Consider the following 16002-nt stretch of genomic DNA (forward strand, 5'->3'; position numbering starts at 1 on the left):
ATGGCTGTTGACACGATGGCTGGCGGCACGACGGACGTTCCCACGGTTCCGACGATCGTGCTGGTCGGACACGGCATGGTCGGTCAGCGGTTCCTGGAGGCGCTCGCCGACCGGGGCGTCACCGAGCGGGCGCGGGTGGTCGTGCTGTGCGAGGAGCCCCGCGCGGCGTACGACCGGGTCCATCTGACCTCGTACTTCTCCGGGACGACGCCGGACGGACTCGCCCTCGCCGAGGACGGCTTCATGGAGAAGCACGGCATCGAGCTGCGGCTGGGGGATCCCGCGCTCACCGTCGACCGCGCGGCCCGCACCGTGACCGCCCGCTCCGGGCTGACCTTCGGGTACGACACGCTGGTGCTGGCCACCGGCTCCTTCCCGTTCGTGCCGCCGGTCCCGGGCAAGGACACCGAGGGCTGCTTCGTGTACCGCACCATCGAGGACCTGCTGGCGATCGAGGAGTACGCCGCGACCGGCGGCACCGGCACGGTCGTCGGCGGCGGACTGCTGGGCCTGGAGGCGGCGGGCGCCCTGAAGGGGCTCGGACTGGACACGCACGTAGTGGAGTTCGCGCCGCGCCTGATGCCGGTGCAGATCGACGAGGGCGGCGGCGAGGCGCTGCGGCGCACCATCGAGGAGATGGGCGTCACCGTCCACACGGGTGTCGGCACCCAGGCGATCGTGGCGGGCGAGGACGGCAGGGTCGCCGCGATGTCGCTGTCGGACGGCTCGACGCTCACGACCGGCCTGGTGGTCTTCTCGGCCGGCGTCCGCCCCCGCGACCAGCTGGCCCGGGAGTGCGGGCTGCCGGTCGGCGAGCGCGGCGGGATCGTCGTGGACGAGCAGTGCAGGACCGAGGACGAGGCGGTGTACGCGATCGGCGAGTGCGCGCTGGCCTCCGACGGCCGGGTGTACGGGCTGGTCGCGCCCGGCTACGAGATGGCGGAGACGGCGGCGAAGGCGATCGCGGGCGACGCGGGTTCCTTCAAGGGCGCGGATCTGTCGACGAAGCTCAAGCTGCTCGGCGTGGACGTGGCGAGCTTCGGCGACGCCCACGGCGCCACCCCCGGCTGCCTGGACGTGCTGTACTCCGACTCCCGTTCCGGCGTGTACAAGAAGCTGGTGGTCTCGCGCGAGGGTGTGCTGCTGGGCGGCATCCTGGTCGGCGACGCCGACTCGTACGGCATGCTGCGCCCGATGACCGGCTCGGTGCCGCCGGTGCCGCCCGAGCGGCTGGTGCTGCCTGCGGGCGCCGGAGGGCCGGTCGAACTCGGGCCGTCGTCGCTGCCCGACACGGCGGTGATCTGCAGCTGCCACAACGTCACCAAGGGCGCGATCCTCGGCGCCGTCACCGAGCACTCCTGCACCACCGTGCCGCAGCTCAAGAAGTGCACCAAGGCCGGCACGGGCTGCGGCAGTTGCCTGAAGGTGCTGGGGCAGCTGCTGCCGCCCGCCGAGGACAAGGGGCTGTGCGGCTGCTTCGCGCACACCCGCCAGGAGCTGTACGAGATCGTGCGCGCGCTGCGGGTCACCTCGTTCGCGGCACTGCTCGACAGCCACGGGCGCGAGGCGGCCAGGGGCGGCGAGGGCTGCGAGGTCTGCAAGCCGGCGGTGGCCTCGGTCATCGCCTCGCTGGCGCCGTCGATCGGCGCTCCGGTGCATGTGCTGGACGGCGGACAGGCCGCGCTCCAGGACACCAACGACCACTTCCTGGCGAACCTGCAGCGCAACGGCTCGTACTCGATCGTGCCGCGTATCCCCGGCGGTGAGATCACCCCGGAGAAGCTCATCGTGATCGGCGAGGTGGCCCGGGACTTCGGCCTCTACACGAAGATCACCGGCGGGCAGCGGATCGACCTCTTCGGCGCCCGTGTCGACCAGCTGCCGCTGATCTGGACACGGCTGGTGGACGCCGGGTTCGAGTCGGGGCACGCGTACGGCAAGGCGCTGCGCACCGTGAAGTCGTGCGTGGGCAGCACCTGGTGCCGGTACGGCGTCCAGGACAGCGTGAAGATGGCCATCGGCCTGGAGTTGCGCTACCGGGGGCTGCGCTCGCCGCACAAGCTCAAGTCCGCCGTCTCGGGGTGCGCCCGCGAGTGCGCGGAGGCCCGTGGCAAGGACTTCGGGATCATCGCCACCGCGTCGGGCTGGAACCTGTACGTCGGCGGCAACGGCGGCGCCGACCCGCGCCACGCGGACCTGCTGGCACAGGACCTCAGCGACGCGGAACTGGTCCGGCTCATCGACCGCTTCCTGATGTTCTACATCCGCACCGCCGACCGGCTGGAGCGTACCTCCGCCTGGCTGGAGCGGATCGAGGGCGGCCTGGAGCACGTCCGCGACGTCGTCGTGCACGACTCGCTGGGCATCTGCGACGAGCTGGAGTCACTGATGTCCGCGCATGTCGCGGGGTACCGCGACGAGTGGGCCGACACCATCAACGACCCCGAGCGGCTGAGCCGCTTCGTCTCCTTCGTCAACGCGCCGGACGTGCCCGACCCCAGCGTCCGGTTCGTCGAGGAGCGCGACCAGGTCAAGCCCGATCTGGATCTGCTGGCCGGCCCGGTGCTGCTGGCCGGCCCCACCCTCGCCATCCGCACCCTCGAAGGGACGGTCACCGCATGACCATCGAACTCCTCCTCGACGACGCCTGGTTCCCGGTCTGCGACGACGCCCTGCTGACCCCGGGCCGGGGCGTCGCCGCCCTGCTGCCCGACGGCTCGCAGGCCGCCCTCTTCCAGGACCGCCACGGCGCCCTCTACGCGATCGGCAACCGGGACCCGTTCACCGGCGCCTACGTGCTGTCCCGCGGCCTGCTCGGCTCGGCGGCGGGCCGGGCGTACGTCGCCTCACCGCTGCTCAAGCAGCGCTTCGACCTGGCGACCGGCACCTGCCTGGACGACGAATCGGTCAGTACCGCCTCGTATGCCGTCAGGTCCCAGTAATCCCCCATACAGCGCGACCGCGTCACGTAATGTGGCGAATGCACAGCGAATTGACAAGGTTAGGTTTACCTAACCTAAGATCGACCGGTGCTCAAGACCCAGCGGACGGCCGTCGCCGGCCAGCTCCCCTCCCCGGTCCGGCGGATACCGCTGTTCCTGCTCGGCGCCGTCGCGTTGACGGCGTGCGCCGCCGCGAGCCTCGCACTCGGCTCGCGGCCGGTCCCCCTCGGCACCGTGCTCGACGCCCTGTTCCACCACGCCCACAGCCGTGACGCCGTGGTGGTCACCGGGCTGCGCGTACCGCGCACCCTGATCGGGCTCGCGGTCGGCGCGGCGCTCGGGGTGGCGGGCGCCGTCGCCCAGGGCGTCACCCGCAACCCGCTGGCCTCGCCGACCACACTGGGGATCAACGCGGGCGCCGGCTTCGCCGTCGTCACCGCGATCTACGCACTGCATCTGACGCACCCTTCCCAGTACTTGTGGTTCGCGTTCGCCGGAGCCGCGGCCGCCGCGCTCTTCGCCCAGACGCTCGCCCGGCGGGCGGGCGACCTGGACCCGGTACGGCTCGCACTGGGCGGCACGGTGCTGACGGCCGTCCTGGTGTCCTGGACGTCCGCCGTGATGCTGGCGAGCAACCGCACCCTGGACGAAGCCCGGTTCTGGCTCGCCGGCTCGCTCTCGGGGCGGACACTCGACGTCCTCTACCCCGTACTCCCGCTGATCGCCGTCGGGTTGGTCATCGCGCTGGCCATCACCCCGGCGCTCAACGCCCTGGCCCTCGGTGACGAGACCGCGCAGGCCCTGGGCGTGCCGGTGGCCAGGATCCGGGTCGCCGGCGGCCTCTCCGTGGTGCTGCTCGCGGGCTCCGCCGTCGCGGTGGCGGGACCGGTCGCCTTCATCGGGCTGGCCGCCCCGCACCTGGTGCGGCTGGTGTTCGGCAACGACCACCGGCTGCTGGTCCCCGGCTGTCTGATCGCCGGCCCGCTGCTGCTGCTCGGCGCCGACGTCCTGGGCCGCGTCATGATCGCGCCCTCCGAACTGGAGGTCGGCATCGTCACCGCCTTCCTCGGCGCGCCGCTGCTCGCGGTGCTGGCCCGGAAGGTGGCCCGATGACGCCGCCCGCCCCCACGACCCCGCCCACGCCCGTGACCCCGCCCGCCCCCACGACGACGCAGTCCCTCGTCCCCGCACCCCGGAAGGATGCCAAGGATGCCTCCGCCGCCCCGAAGCGGCGGCCCTCCCGCGGGCGCCGGACCGCGCTGTTGAGCGTCTGCGCCGTGGCGGCGATCCTCGTACTGGCCACCACCGCGCTCACCACCGGGCAGATCCTGATGCCCCCGCTCACCGCGCTGCGCGCCCTGATCGGCCTCGGCGACTCCGGCGACGTGCTGGTGGTCCAGGAGTTCCGGGCGCCCCGGATGGCGGCGGCGATCGTCGCCGGCGCGGGCCTCGCCGTCGCCGGCGGGCTGCTGCAGCGGCTGTTCCGCAACCCGCTCGCCTCCCCCGACGTCATGGGCGTGACCGGCGGCGCCTCCCTCGGCGCCGTCTCGCTGCTCGCCACCGGCGCCTCGCAGACCCTCATCCCGCTGGCCGCCCTCGGCGGCGGGCTGCTCGCCGCCGTCCTGCTCGGCGCGTTCGCCTGGCGCTCGGGGCTCGGCGTCACCCGTCTCGTCCTGGTGGGGCTGGCCGTTCAGGCGGGCCTGGCCGCCGCCGTCAACCTGATGGTGGTGCGCTTCCCCGCCGAACTCGCCAACTCCGCGCTGCAGTGGACGACGGGGTCGCTCTACGGGCGGACCTGGACCGAGGTGTCCGCCGCCGGCGGCGCCGTGGCCGCCGCGATGGCCGCCGCGTTCGTCCTCCACCGGCGCCTCGCCGTCCTCGACCTGGGCGACGACTCCGCGGGCGGGCTCGGCCTGGCGCCGTCCGCCGCACGCCTCCAACTGCTGCTCACCGCCATCGTGCTGGCCTCGCTGGCCGCGGCGCTCACCGGCCCGGTCGCGTTCGTCGCACTCGCCGTACCGCACGTGGTCCGTTTCCTCGCCGGGCCGCCGACCGCCGGAACGCTCGCGCTGTCGGCCCTCACCGGCGCCGTCCTGCTGCTCGGCTCCGACCTGGTCGTCCAGCATCTGCTGCCGGTGCACGGACTGCCCGTCGGCGTGGTCACCGCGACCCTCGGCGCCCCCTGGCTACTCGTCCTGATGATTCGTCAGAGCAGGCCCACACACCGGAGTTTCGGATGACCGCCCGCGCCGACCGGCCGAACCGCACCAACCAGCTCTCCACCCACGGCCTGGACCTGCGCTACGGCGACCGTCTGGTGATCGGCGGCCTGGACCTCGTCCTGCCCGGCGGCGCCGTCACCGCCATCGTCGGCCCCAACGCCTGCGGGAAGTCGACGCTGCTGCGCGGGCTGTCCCGGCTGCTCTCCCCCGCCGCCGGCACTGTGGCCCTGGACGGCGCGGACATCCACCGGATGCCCGCCCGTTCGCTGGCCCGCCGGATGGGGCTGCTGCCGCAGCAGCCGGTCACCCCCGAGGCGATCACCGTCGAGGCGCTGGTCCGGCTCGGCCGCTACCCGCACCAGCGGCTGCTCAGCCCCTGGTCGGCCACCGACCAGGCCGCCGTCGACGAGGCACTGGAGCGCACCGGCACCACGGAACTGCGCGACCAGCACGTGGACCAGCTCTCCGGCGGTCAGCGGCAGCGCGCCTGGATCGCGCTGGCCCTCGCCCAGGACACCGAGCTGCTGCTCCTCGACGAGCCCACCACCTTCCTCGACCTGCGGCACCAACTCGACGTCCTCGACCTGGTGTCGGACCTGCACACCGAGTCCGGGCGCACCGTCGTCATGGTGCTGCACGACCTCGGCCAGGCCGCCCGGTACGCCGACCATCTCGTCGTCCTCCAGGAGGGCCGGCCGGCCGCGGCCGGGCCGCCCTCCGAGGTGCTCGACGCGGCGCTGGTGAAGGCCGTGTTCGACGTGGACTGCCAGGTCATCCCCGACCCCGAGACCGGCACCCCGCTCGTCGTGCCCCGCGGCCGCGCCAGACGGCACGCCACCGCCGTCGCCGGCTGAGCCCCGACCTTTCCCTTCCCCCGTCCCCCTCTCCTGTCCAGTCGCAAGGAACCCCCACCCTCATGAACACCAGAGCCCCGCTCCACCGCCGTCTCGTCCGGCTGATCGCCGCGCCCGTCGCCCTCGTCATCGGCGTGGGAGCGCTCGCCGCCTGCGGCAGCGGGACCGCGGCCAAGGACGACAAGGCGAACGCCGCGGCCACCGCCGACGGTTTCCCGCGCACCATCACGCACGCCATGGGCAGCACCACGATTCCCGCGAAGCCGCAGCGCGTGGTCGTGCTCGACACCGGCGAGCTGGACGACGTGACGATGCTCGGCATCACCCCGGTCGGCGCGGTCGCACCGCACCTCAAGTCCGAGGGCGGCTTCCCGGCGTACCTGCAGGGCAGGACCGAGGGCACCAAGGATGTCGGCCCGTCCGCGGAGCCCGACCTCGAGCTGATCGCGTCCCTCAAGCCGGACCTGATCCTGTCCTCGAAGGTCCGCCACGAGAAGGTCTACGACAAGCTCAAGGCCATCGCGCCGACCGTCTTCACCGCGACCACCGGCTTCCCCTGGAAGGAGAACCTGGCCGTCCACGCCAAGGCTCTCGGCCTGGAGAAGGAAGCCGCTACCGCGCTGAAGTCCTACGAGGACCGCGCCAAGAAGCTCGGTGCGGCCATCAAGTCCAGGAACGGCGGCAAGGAGCCGACCGCCTCGGTCGTCCGCTTCGTCGCCGGCCCGACCCGGCTCTACCAGCTGGACTCGTTCAGCGGCGTCGTGCTGAGCGACATCGGCCTGGGCCGCCCGGCCTCGCAGAACGTCCACAGCGCGATGCTGGAGGTCGGCCCCGAGCAGATCGACAAGGCCGACGCGGACCTGGTCTTCGTCACCGTCTCCGACGACCCGGCCAAGACGCGGCAGAGCGTCGTCGAGTCCAACCCGGTCTGGAAGGACCTGGGCGCGGTCAGGAACCACAAGGTCGTCAACGTGACCGACGAGACGTGGATGTCCGGCATCGGCGTCCAGGCCGCGCTCAGCATGCTCGGCGACGTGGCCAAGGCCGCGGGCGTCGACCTGCCGGAGTAACGCTTCCCGTGTGAGAGGGGCGGGCCTCCCCCGGCCCGCCCCCTCCCCACCACACGTTCCCAGAACAGGACTCTCAGCCATGCGGCTGTATCTGCTCGCGCTCAACCCCACGGACTCCGTCACCGAGGGTTTCCTGCCGGCCGCCTCCCGGCTCGGCCTGGACGTCACCGTCCTCACCGACTCCCCCGCCGCCCACCAGGAGCTGTACGGCACCCAGGTGGACGTCGAGGAGTGCGACGTACGCGACTTCCGTGCCGTCATCACCCGGATCGCCACCGGCCGCACCCCCCACGCCGTCTTCACCAACAGCGACCACCTGCAGACCCAGACCGCGCTCGCCGCCGAGTACTTCGGTCTGCCCGCCAAGCCCTGGCAGGCCGCCCTGCGCACCAAGGACAAGGCGCAGATGCGCCGCCACCTGGCCGCCACCGGCGCCGACACCGTGTGGTCCGCCGAACTCGCGGCCGGCGCGGACCCCGCCTCGCTGCTCGGCCTGCCGGTCCCCTACCCGTGCGTGGTGAAACCGCGCGAGGGCGTGGCCAGCGAGGACGTGGTCCTCGTCGGCGGCCCCGAGGAACTGGTGCTGCGCTGCAAGGAGATCCAGGCCCGCCGCCCGCAGGCGGCGCTCGTGGCCGAGGAGTACCTCACCGGCGAGCTGTACACGCTGGAGACACTCGGTGACGGCCGGACCCGGCACGTGCTGGGCGGATTCCACACCGGGCTCTCGCCGCTCCCCTACTTCATCGAGGAACGGCTCACCTTCGTTCCCGAGCACCCCGCCGCGGTCGTCGAGCAGATCCTCGCGCAACTGGACGCCCTCGGCGTCGGGTTCGGCGCCTGTCACACCGAGTTCGTGGTCCAGGACGGCCGGGCGCGCATCATCGAGGTGAACTACCGGGCCATCGGCGACCAGTGCGATCTGCTGCTCGCCGGGCTGCTCGACATCCCCCTCTTCGAGCACATCCTCCGCGTCCACCTGGGCGAACCGCTCCCCGCCGACCTCGGCGCCCGCGGCGGCGGCCGCGCCCGGCTGGAGTACCCGTGCGCGGACCGGGCGGGCACCCTGACCGCCGCGCCCGAGGCCACCGAGCGCACGGTGGACGGTGTCCGGCTGGTCTACCGCCCGCTGCGCGCGACCGGTGAACGGCACGAACTGCACCACACCAACCGGGACCTCCTCGGCATCGTGCGCGCCACCGGAACCGACCAGGAGGCGGTGGACCGCGTCGTGACGGACTTCCTCCGGGCGCAGCGCTGGGAGATCACCCCATGACGGGCACCCGTACGACCGATGCCGGTGTGGACGCGGAACTGATGCTGCGCGTGCTCAGCGCGCTGCTGCGCGAGGACGTCGTCGGGCTGCGCACCCGCTCCACCCTCGTCGAGGAGTCCGACGGCCGCTGGCTGCGGCTGCCGTACACCTACGGCGGTGACGGGGCCGGCGGGTTCGGGAAAGCGCTGCTGCTCCCGGTGACCGACGACGGCTTCCAGAGCGAGTACGCCGCCCGGCTGCCGCTGCTGCGGCGCGCCTCGGACGGCCGCGAACTCACCGGCGCCGACGCCGTGCTGCGGGCACTGCGCGCCCTGGCGGACCCCGTCGACCAGGCCGGCTTCGACGCGTTCGCCGAGGAGTGCCGGCAGACCGCGGCGACCCTGCGGCTGCACGACCGGGTGCGCGCGGAGGTGACCGGCCGGCTCGCCGAGCGCTACGGCTCCGACACCGCGTACTGGACGTACGCCCGCAGCCTGGGCTTCGACGCGCTGGCCGCCTTCCACGACCACCCGGTGTATCCGACATCGCGCGGCCGCAGCGGCCTCGGCGAGTCCGACCTGCGCGCCTATGCGCCGGAGTTCCACGAGGACGTCGCACCGCGCTGGCTCGTCCTGCCCCGTGATGCCGTGACGGAGTCCGGCGGCGGCCCCGCCGAGACGTACGCCTATCTGTGGCCGACACCCGCCTCCCTCGGCATGCCGGAGCTGCGCGACACCCACACCGTGCTCCCGGTGCACCCGCTGACCGTCGGGACGCCGCTGGACGAGGCGCTGCGCGCCACCGGTCTGGAAGGGCGCGCGTTCCTCGCCGAACAGGCGCCGCTGTCCCTCGTCCCCACCCTGTCCATGCGCACGCTCGCGGACCGTACGTATCCGCTGCTGCATCTGAAGCTGCCGCTGGCCACCGCGACCCTGGGGCTGCGCAACCGGCGGACCATCAAGCCGGGCACGCTCGCCGACGGGGCCGCCTGCCAGCTGCTGCTGAGCGAGGTGATCGCCCGCGAACCCCGGTTCCAGGACACCGTGCTGCTCGCCGACGAGCGCCGCTACGCGCACGCCGGGCACGAGCTCCTCGCCGTCCTGCTGCGCCGCTATCCGGAGCACCTGCAGAACTCCGTCCTGGTCCCGATAGCCGCGCTGCTCGCCGGCGCCCCGGACGGCCGGCTGGTGATCGACCAGCTCGCCGACCGCTTCTACGACGGCGACCCCATCGCTCTCCTGGACGCCTGCCTGACACTGCTGTTCGACTGGCAGACCACGCTCTTCGGCTACGGGATCGCCCTGGAGTCGCACCAGCAGAACATCTCCCTCGCCCTGGACCAGGACCGCACGACGGGCACCACCCGGCTGCGGCTGGTCCTCAAGGACAACGACGGGCCACGCATCAACACCGCGCGACTGAGCCGGGCACTGGGCGAACTTACGGCCAGGATCGACGAGTTCGACGACGAACGGATCTTCTGCGTCTCCGACGAACCGCTCATCGACCTGTTCACCACCATCACCGTCCACCTGTGCGCGGGCTCGTACGCCTTCGGGCTGGCCGACCACGGCCGGGCGCCGCTGGACGACCTGCTGCGGCTGGTCCGCGACCGGCTCTCCGAGGCGTTCGACCGTCTGGGCGGCGAGCCGGCCGAGCTGCTGCGCGAACGCGTGCTGAACGCCGAGCGGCTCCCGGTCAAGGCGATGGTCAGCGCCGGGACCCTGCTCAGCAAGGAGCGCTCCGGCGCGGCCGACATCAACAAGCACTACACGACCGGCCCCAACTACCTGCTGGTCGGGACTGGTTCGCGGTGAGCGCCGAGGCGGCGACGATTTCCGCCGCTCCGGCTCCCGCCCTGGGGCGCCGCCAGGTGCACGCCGTCGCGGCCTGCTACTTCGTCGCCTCGTTCGCCGCGCTCGGCCTGCCCCCGTACCTGACGTCCATCCTGCCGGAGCTGGGTGACCCGACCGCGCACTGGGCCGGGCTGCTCTACATCGTCCCGACGGTCTTCGGCGGCCTCGCCGCCCCGCTGTGGGGGCGGCTGGCCGACCGCTACGGCCGCAAACGGCTTCTGCTGCGGGCCCAGTTCGGGCTGGCGCTGTCGTTCCTGCTGGCCGGGGCCGCCGACTCGCTGCCCACCTTCACCGCCGCCCTCGTGCTGCAGGGCATCCTCGGCGGCACCTTCGCCGCCACCAACGGCTATCTCGCGGCGGGGCTGGACGGCACCCGGCTGTCCTGGGCCCTGACCCTGATGCAGGGCAGCGCCCGCGCCGCCCTCGTCGCCGCGCCCATCGTGGTCGGCACGCTGTCCCCCTGGCTCTCCCCGCACCGCCAGTACGCGCTGCTCGCGCTGCTCCCGCTGGGCGCCGCGGCGATGCTGCTGGCACTGCCGGAACCGCGCGAGACCGTCGTGGTCATGGAGAAGCCGCGGGCGGAGCAGCAGATGCTCGGAGCTGAGCCGGTCGAGATCGCGGTGGTAGCGCCGCCGGTCACCGCGCAGCGCGGGCTCCTGCGGGAGCTGTACCTCTTCGAGTTCGCGTTCGTCTTCTCGACCGTGATCTCGTTCCCCTACCTCATCGCCCTGCTCGGGGACCGAATATCGGGGATCTCCCCGGTCGTCTCCGGGTCGCTCTTCGCCCTGCCGCACCTGTGTTACCTGCTCTTCGCGGCGCCCGTGCACTCCGCCTTCCGCAACCGCCCCCGGCTCGGTATCGCCCTCGGTTTCACGGCGGTGACCGCGGGTCTCGCGGGGCATGCCGTGGCCGGTTCGCTGATCACGTTCACGGCCGTCCGGCTGCTGCTCGGCGCCGGGCTCACGCTCGGCCTGGTCGGTCTGTCCCTGCTCGCCGCCGACGCGGTGCAAGGCCGCTCGCCGGGAAGGATGTTCGGCTCCCTGGAGTTCGTCTCCAAGGGCGGGGCCGTCGCCGCCGGAGTGGTCGCCGCACTCGGCAACAGCGCCTTCGGACCGACCGCGCCCGTGCTCGCGGGCACCGCCGTCGCTCTGATCACCGTCGCAGCCGCCGTACACGCTCTCTTCTCGCACCCTTGATGGAGCCGTTGATGACGCTTCCCCTGCACCTCGCGCAGCCTTCCGCCGGCCTTTCCGCCAGCGCCCTTTCCGCCAGCGGTCTTCACGCCAGCGGTCTTCCCGACGCCGATGACGTCGTGGCCCACACCCTCCTCAACTGCCTGCTCCGCGAGGTATCGGGACCCGAGCACCAGACCGCGGTCGCGGACGGCCACCTCCTGCTGCGGCTGCCCCGCGCGGACGCGCTGCTGCGTGTCGCGCTGCGTCGCACCTCGCTCATCGGCGCCCACCGGTTCACCGGCCCCGTCGCGGAGCAACACGCGGACGGGTGGAAGGAGTTGGACTGGTACCGACTCGCCGAGTACGTGCACGACGAGCTGTCACTGCGCACCGGGGTGCGCAACGACGAGTTCCTCGACCAGATCGTCTCCAGCCACCGGGGCGTCGCCGCCGCGCTGTCGCTCCCCCGTCCGGTGCCCGGCAGCGACGACGGTCCCGGCGCCCCCGACTACCTGGAGTCCGAGCGGTCCCTGCTGTTCGGTCACCGCTTCCACCCCACCCCCAAGGCGCGCACCGGCGACCCGGCGTCGTGGGCCGCGTACGCCCCGGAGGCGGGCGCGACGTTCCCGCTGCGGCACTTCGCCGTCCGCGAGCACCTGATCGCGGAGGAGCGCAGCGAACCCGGCGCCGCCGACCCGCTGGACCGGCTGCGGCCGGTGCCCGCCGGCTACCGGCTGCTGCCCGCGCACCCGTGGCAGTACGGGCTGCTGCACGACCACCCGGCGCTGCGCGCCGCCCTGGCCTGCGGCGACATCCTCGACCTGGGCACCGGCGACGCGGCCGCGGCACCGACCGCGTCGGTCCGCACGCTGTACGACGGCGACACGTTCCTCAAGTTCAGCCTCAACATCCGGATCACCAACTGCCTGCGGAAGAACGCCGCTTACGAACTGTCCGGCGCGGTCGCGCTCACCCGCCTGCTGGCGCCGGTCCTCGCCGACCTGGCCGGGCGCTTCCCGGACAGCGCCATGCTGCGGGAGCCCGCGTACCGCAGCCTCGCGCTGCCCGGCGCCGACGGGCGCCCGGACATCGGCCTGCTGGAAGGCTTCGGCGTCATCGTCCGCGACGGCCTGGCCGCGCATCTGCGCCCCGGTGTCACCCCGCTGCTGGCGGCCGCCGTCGCCGACGAGTACCCCACCGGCTCCGCGCACATCTCGCGGCTCCTCGACGGGGCGGGCCCACAGGCCGCCCTCGACTGGTGGACGGCGTATCTGCGACTGCTGCTCCCGCCGGTGCTCGCCGCCTATTTCGACCACGGCGTCGTGCTGGAACCGCATCTGCAGAACGTGCTGATCGGGGTGGACGGCGACGGCTTCCCGGTCCAGGTGCTCTTCCGCGATCTGGAGGGCACCAAGCTCCTCCCCGAGCACCATGCCGCCACCCTCGCCGCGCTGCCCGCCGATGTCGCGGCCCCCATGACGTACGACGCGGAACGCGGCTGGGACCGCGTCATCTACTGCCTGCTCGTCAACCACGTCGCCGAACTGCTCGCGGCCCTCGCCGATCTGCACCCGCAGTCCGAGACGGCGCTGTGGGCGCGGGTGCACGGCGTGCTGCGCGAGTACGCGGACGACCACGGCTGCCCGCCCCGGCTCAGCGCCCTGCTCGCCGGGGTCCCGCTGCCCGCCAAGGCCAACCTCCTGACGCGCTGGGAGCGCAAGGCGGACCGCGAGGCCGGCTACGTACGGCTGCCGTCTCCGCTGGCCGAGGACGTGCTGTCGGGGGCGTCGGCGCCGGGCGCGGCGGGCTGCGGAACCGGCGGCGACGACAGCGACCGGACCGAGCCCTGGAGCACCCGATGACCCCGAACTCCTCCGCCGGCCCGGCGCTGCTGACCGACGCGGTCCGCGACCGGGCCACGTACCTCGCCGCCGACGACCTGCCCGCCTACCTCTACGACCTGGCGGAGCTGCGCGCCCACGCCGCCGCCGTACGGGCCGCGCTCCCCGAGCGCGTCGAGCTCTACTACGCCGCCAAGGCCAACCCCGAGCCGGAGATCCTGACCGCGCTCGCCCCGTACGTCGACGGTTTCGAGGTCTCCTCCGGCGGCGAACTGACCCATGTCCGCAAGGCCGTCCCGGACCGCCCGCTGGCCTTCGGCGGGCCCGGCAAGACCCCGGCCGAGATCGCGGCGGCGCTGGAGCTGGGCGTGGAACGCTTCCACGTGGAGAGCGAGTACGAGCTGCGCATGCTCGGCCACCTCGCCGCGCGGCCGGCCCCCGGCCGGACCGTTCCCGTCCTGCTGCGCTTCAACCTGCCGGTGCCGGGCGCGGCGCTGGAAGGCAGTTCACTGGCGATGGGCGGCTGCCCGACCCCGTTCGGCCTCGACCCCGCACAGGCCGACAGCGCCGTCCGGCTGCTCACCGACGGCAGCCACCCCCAACTGGAGCTGCGCGGCATCCACGCCCACCTCGCCAGCGGCCTCGACGCGACGGCGCAGCTCGCCGTGGCCGCCGAGGTGGTGGCGTTCGCGGTGGGCCTGGCCGCCCGGCACGGCATCGCGCTGCCCGAGGTGAACGTCGGCGGTGGCATGACCGTGGACTACGCCGATCCCGGCGCCCGCTTCGACTGGACCGCCTACGGCGAAGGCCTCGCGCGCCTCATCGCCGCCCACCCCGGCCTGCTGCTGCGTATCGAGCCGGGCCGCGCCCTCAGCGCCTACTGCGGCTGGTACGCCACCGAGGCGCTGGACGTGAAGCCCAGCCACGGTGAGGAGTTCGCCGTGCTGCGCGGCGGCACCCACCATCTGCGCACCCCGGCGACGAAGGGCCACGACCAGCCCTGCGAGGTCCTGCCCGTCGGCCACTGGCCGCACCCCTGGCCGCGCCCCGCCGCCGGACAGGACCACGTCACCCTCACCGGCCAGCTCTGCACCCCGAAGGACGTCCTCGCCCGCCGGGTTCCGGCGCCCGGCCTGCGGGCCGGGGACCGCGTAGTGTTCGCGCTGGCCGGGGCGTACGCGTGGAACATCTCCCACCACGACTTCCTGATGCATCCCCGGCCGGGCTTCCACTTCCTGGGCAGTGCTTGAATCGGCCCATGACCGATCATGAAGTGCTCCGGGTGTTCATCGGCCCCGACGGCCGGGGCGGCAACCTCCTGGGCGTGGTGTCGGCCGACTCCTCCGACCCGGCCGCCCGCCAGGCGATCGCCGCCGAACTCGGCTACAGCGAGACGGTGTTCATCGACGACGCGGAGCGCGGCGACGTTCGGATCTTCACCCCCAGCGTGGAACTCCCCTTCGCCGGCCACCCCCTCACCGGCACCGCCTGGCTCCTGAAGTCGTCCCTCCTGCGCCCGCCGGCCGGCGACGTCCCCGCCTGGACGGAGGGCGACTTCACCTGGATCCGCGGCCGCGCCGCCTGGGCCCCCGGCCGCCGCACCGAGCAGTACCCGACGGTCGCCGAGGTCGACGCCCTGCCCTCCCCGCCACCGGGCGAGGGCTGGCTCTACGCCTGGGCCTGGGCCGACGAAGCGGCGGGCCGCGTCCGCGCCCGCGGCTTCCCCCGCCGCGGCGACGCGATCACCGAGGACGAGGCGACCGGCGCCTCCGCGATCGTCCTCGCCGCCCAACTCGCCCGCCCCCTCGACATCCGCCAGGGCACCGCCTCCCAGATCCTGACCCGCCCGGGCCCGGACGGCACGATCGACGTGGGCGGCCGGGTGGCAGCCGTGCGCTGAAGGCGCGCGAGGGGCCGGTGATCCAGGGGTGGGCCGGACCGCGGCTGAGTAGGGTCTGCCGGATGACTCTTTCTCATGACGTGGCCGGAGACGGCCCGGCCGTGGTGCTGTTGCATTCCGGGGTGTGCGACCGGCGGATGTGGGACGCGCAGTGGACGGACCTGGTCGACGCCGGGTACCGGCCGGTGCGGTGCGACTTCCGGGGGTTCGGCCGCAGTCCCGTGCCGGACCGGCCGTACAGCAACGCCGACGACGTGCTGGACCTCCTCGACACCCTCGGCATCGAGCGGGCCGCGCTGGTGGCGTCCTCCTCCGGCGGCCGGGTCGCTCTGGAGATCGCGGCGCGCCGGCCGGAGCGGGTGAGCGCCCTGGCGCTGCTCTGTTCCGCGCTTCCCGGACATGAGGTCAGCGCCGGGCTGCGCGCGATCGGCGCGCGGGAGGACGAACTGCTGGAGGCGGGGGACGTCGCCGGGGCGGTGGAGCTGATGGTCGACACCTGGGTGGGTCCTGCGGGCGGGCCGGACGTCCGGGAGGCGGTGCGCGGGATGCAGCGGCGCGCCTTCGACGTACAGCTGGCCGCCCTCGAGGAGTTCGAGCCGATCAGGGCCGAGTTCGACCTGGCGGCGGTCACGGCGCCGTGCCTCGCCGTGTCGGGCGCCCATGACGTGACGGACTTCCGGGAGATCGCCGCCGCCCTGCCCGGCCTGCTCGCCGACGCCCGCCACGTCGAACTGCCCTGGGCGGGCCATCTGCCCAGCCTGGAACGGCCTGCCGCCGTCACCGAACTTCTCGTCGGCTTCCTGCGCGGAACGGTACCCGCTGCGGGGCGCTGACCGGCCGCGAGGCCGCACGCGTACGTGCCGTTCTTGTCCTGTCACGCACATGCCTCG

The 16002-nt window shown here is 73.3% G+C and carries 13 protein-coding genes; all 13 read left to right on the plus strand.

The window, feature by feature from the left end; translation table 11 throughout:
* The 13 genes from nirB to C8250_RS16560 all read left to right on the plus strand — a co-directional run bounded on the left by nirB (position 1) and on the right by C8250_RS16560 (position 15945).
* Positions 1 to 2622 (plus strand): nitrite reductase large subunit NirB, encoded by a 2622-nt coding sequence (gene nirB / locus C8250_RS16500; RefSeq protein WP_232484975.1) that lies wholly within the window; start codon positions 1 to 3, stop codon positions 2620 to 2622.
* Positions 2619 to 2942 (plus strand): nitrite reductase small subunit NirD, encoded by a 324-nt coding sequence (gene nirD, locus C8250_RS16505; protein WP_138353231.1) that lies wholly within the window; start codon positions 2619 to 2621, stop codon positions 2940 to 2942. The genes nirB and nirD overlap by 4 nt, the downstream gene beginning before the upstream one ends.
* Before the next feature lie 144 nt (positions 2943 to 3086).
* Positions 3087 to 4055, plus strand: coding sequence for an iron ABC transporter permease (locus tag C8250_RS16510; protein ID WP_187145288.1), 969 nt, complete (start codon positions 3087 to 3089; stop codon positions 4053 to 4055).
* On the plus strand, positions 4052 to 5182 hold the full coding sequence (locus tag C8250_RS16515; protein ID WP_138353229.1) for an iron ABC transporter permease: 1131 nt from the start codon (positions 4052 to 4054) through the stop codon (positions 5180 to 5182). The genes C8250_RS16510 and C8250_RS16515 overlap by 4 nt, the downstream gene beginning before the upstream one ends.
* Entirely contained in the window at positions 5179 to 6018 is an 840-nt protein-coding gene (locus C8250_RS16520; RefSeq protein WP_138353228.1) for an ABC transporter ATP-binding protein, read from the plus strand. The genes C8250_RS16515 and C8250_RS16520 overlap by 4 nt, the downstream gene beginning before the upstream one ends.
* Positions 6019 to 6080: 62 nt before the next feature.
* Positions 6081 to 7088 (plus strand): iron-siderophore ABC transporter substrate-binding protein, encoded by a 1008-nt coding sequence (locus C8250_RS16525; protein WP_138353227.1) that lies wholly within the window; start codon positions 6081 to 6083, stop codon positions 7086 to 7088.
* 79 nt (positions 7089 to 7167) lie between these two features.
* Positions 7168 to 8361: an ATP-grasp domain-containing protein gene (locus C8250_RS16530; RefSeq protein ID WP_138353226.1), complete on the plus strand. Its 1194-nt coding sequence runs from the start codon at positions 7168 to 7170 to the stop codon at positions 8359 to 8361.
* Entirely contained in the window at positions 8358 to 10157 is a 1800-nt protein-coding gene (locus C8250_RS16535) for an IucA/IucC family protein (RefSeq protein ID WP_138353225.1), read from the plus strand. Before C8250_RS16530 ends, C8250_RS16535 begins: the two co-directional genes overlap by 4 nt.
* Positions 10154 to 11392 (plus strand): MFS transporter, encoded by a 1239-nt coding sequence (locus tag C8250_RS16540; protein ID WP_138353224.1) that lies wholly within the window; start codon positions 10154 to 10156, stop codon positions 11390 to 11392. The genes C8250_RS16535 and C8250_RS16540 overlap by 4 nt, the downstream gene beginning before the upstream one ends.
* Before the next feature lie 11 nt (positions 11393 to 11403).
* Positions 11404 to 13233 carry an IucA/IucC family protein gene (locus C8250_RS16545; RefSeq protein WP_138353223.1) on the plus strand — a complete coding sequence of 610 codons (1830 nt, stop codon included), beginning with the start codon at positions 11404 to 11406 and terminating at the stop codon, positions 13231 to 13233.
* Positions 13230 to 14462 carry a type III PLP-dependent enzyme gene (locus tag C8250_RS16550; RefSeq protein WP_138353222.1) on the plus strand — a complete coding sequence of 411 codons (1233 nt, stop codon included), beginning with the start codon at positions 13230 to 13232 and terminating at the stop codon, positions 14460 to 14462. Before C8250_RS16545 ends, C8250_RS16550 begins: the two co-directional genes overlap by 4 nt.
* Positions 14463 to 14470: 8 nt before the next feature.
* Positions 14471 to 15112 (plus strand): PhzF family phenazine biosynthesis protein, encoded by a 642-nt coding sequence (locus tag C8250_RS16555; RefSeq protein ID WP_138353221.1) that lies wholly within the window; start codon positions 14471 to 14473, stop codon positions 15110 to 15112.
* 62 nt (positions 15113 to 15174) lie between these two features.
* Positions 15175 to 15945 carry an alpha/beta hydrolase gene (locus C8250_RS16560; protein ID WP_138353220.1) on the plus strand — a complete coding sequence of 257 codons (771 nt, stop codon included), beginning with the start codon at positions 15175 to 15177 and terminating at the stop codon, positions 15943 to 15945.
* The last annotated feature ends 57 nt before the right edge of the window (positions 15946 to 16002 follow it).

Source organism: Streptomyces sp. So13.3, from assembly GCF_005860785.2.
GTDB lineage: Bacteria > Actinomycetota > Actinomycetes > Streptomycetales > Streptomycetaceae > Actinacidiphila > Actinacidiphila fildesensis.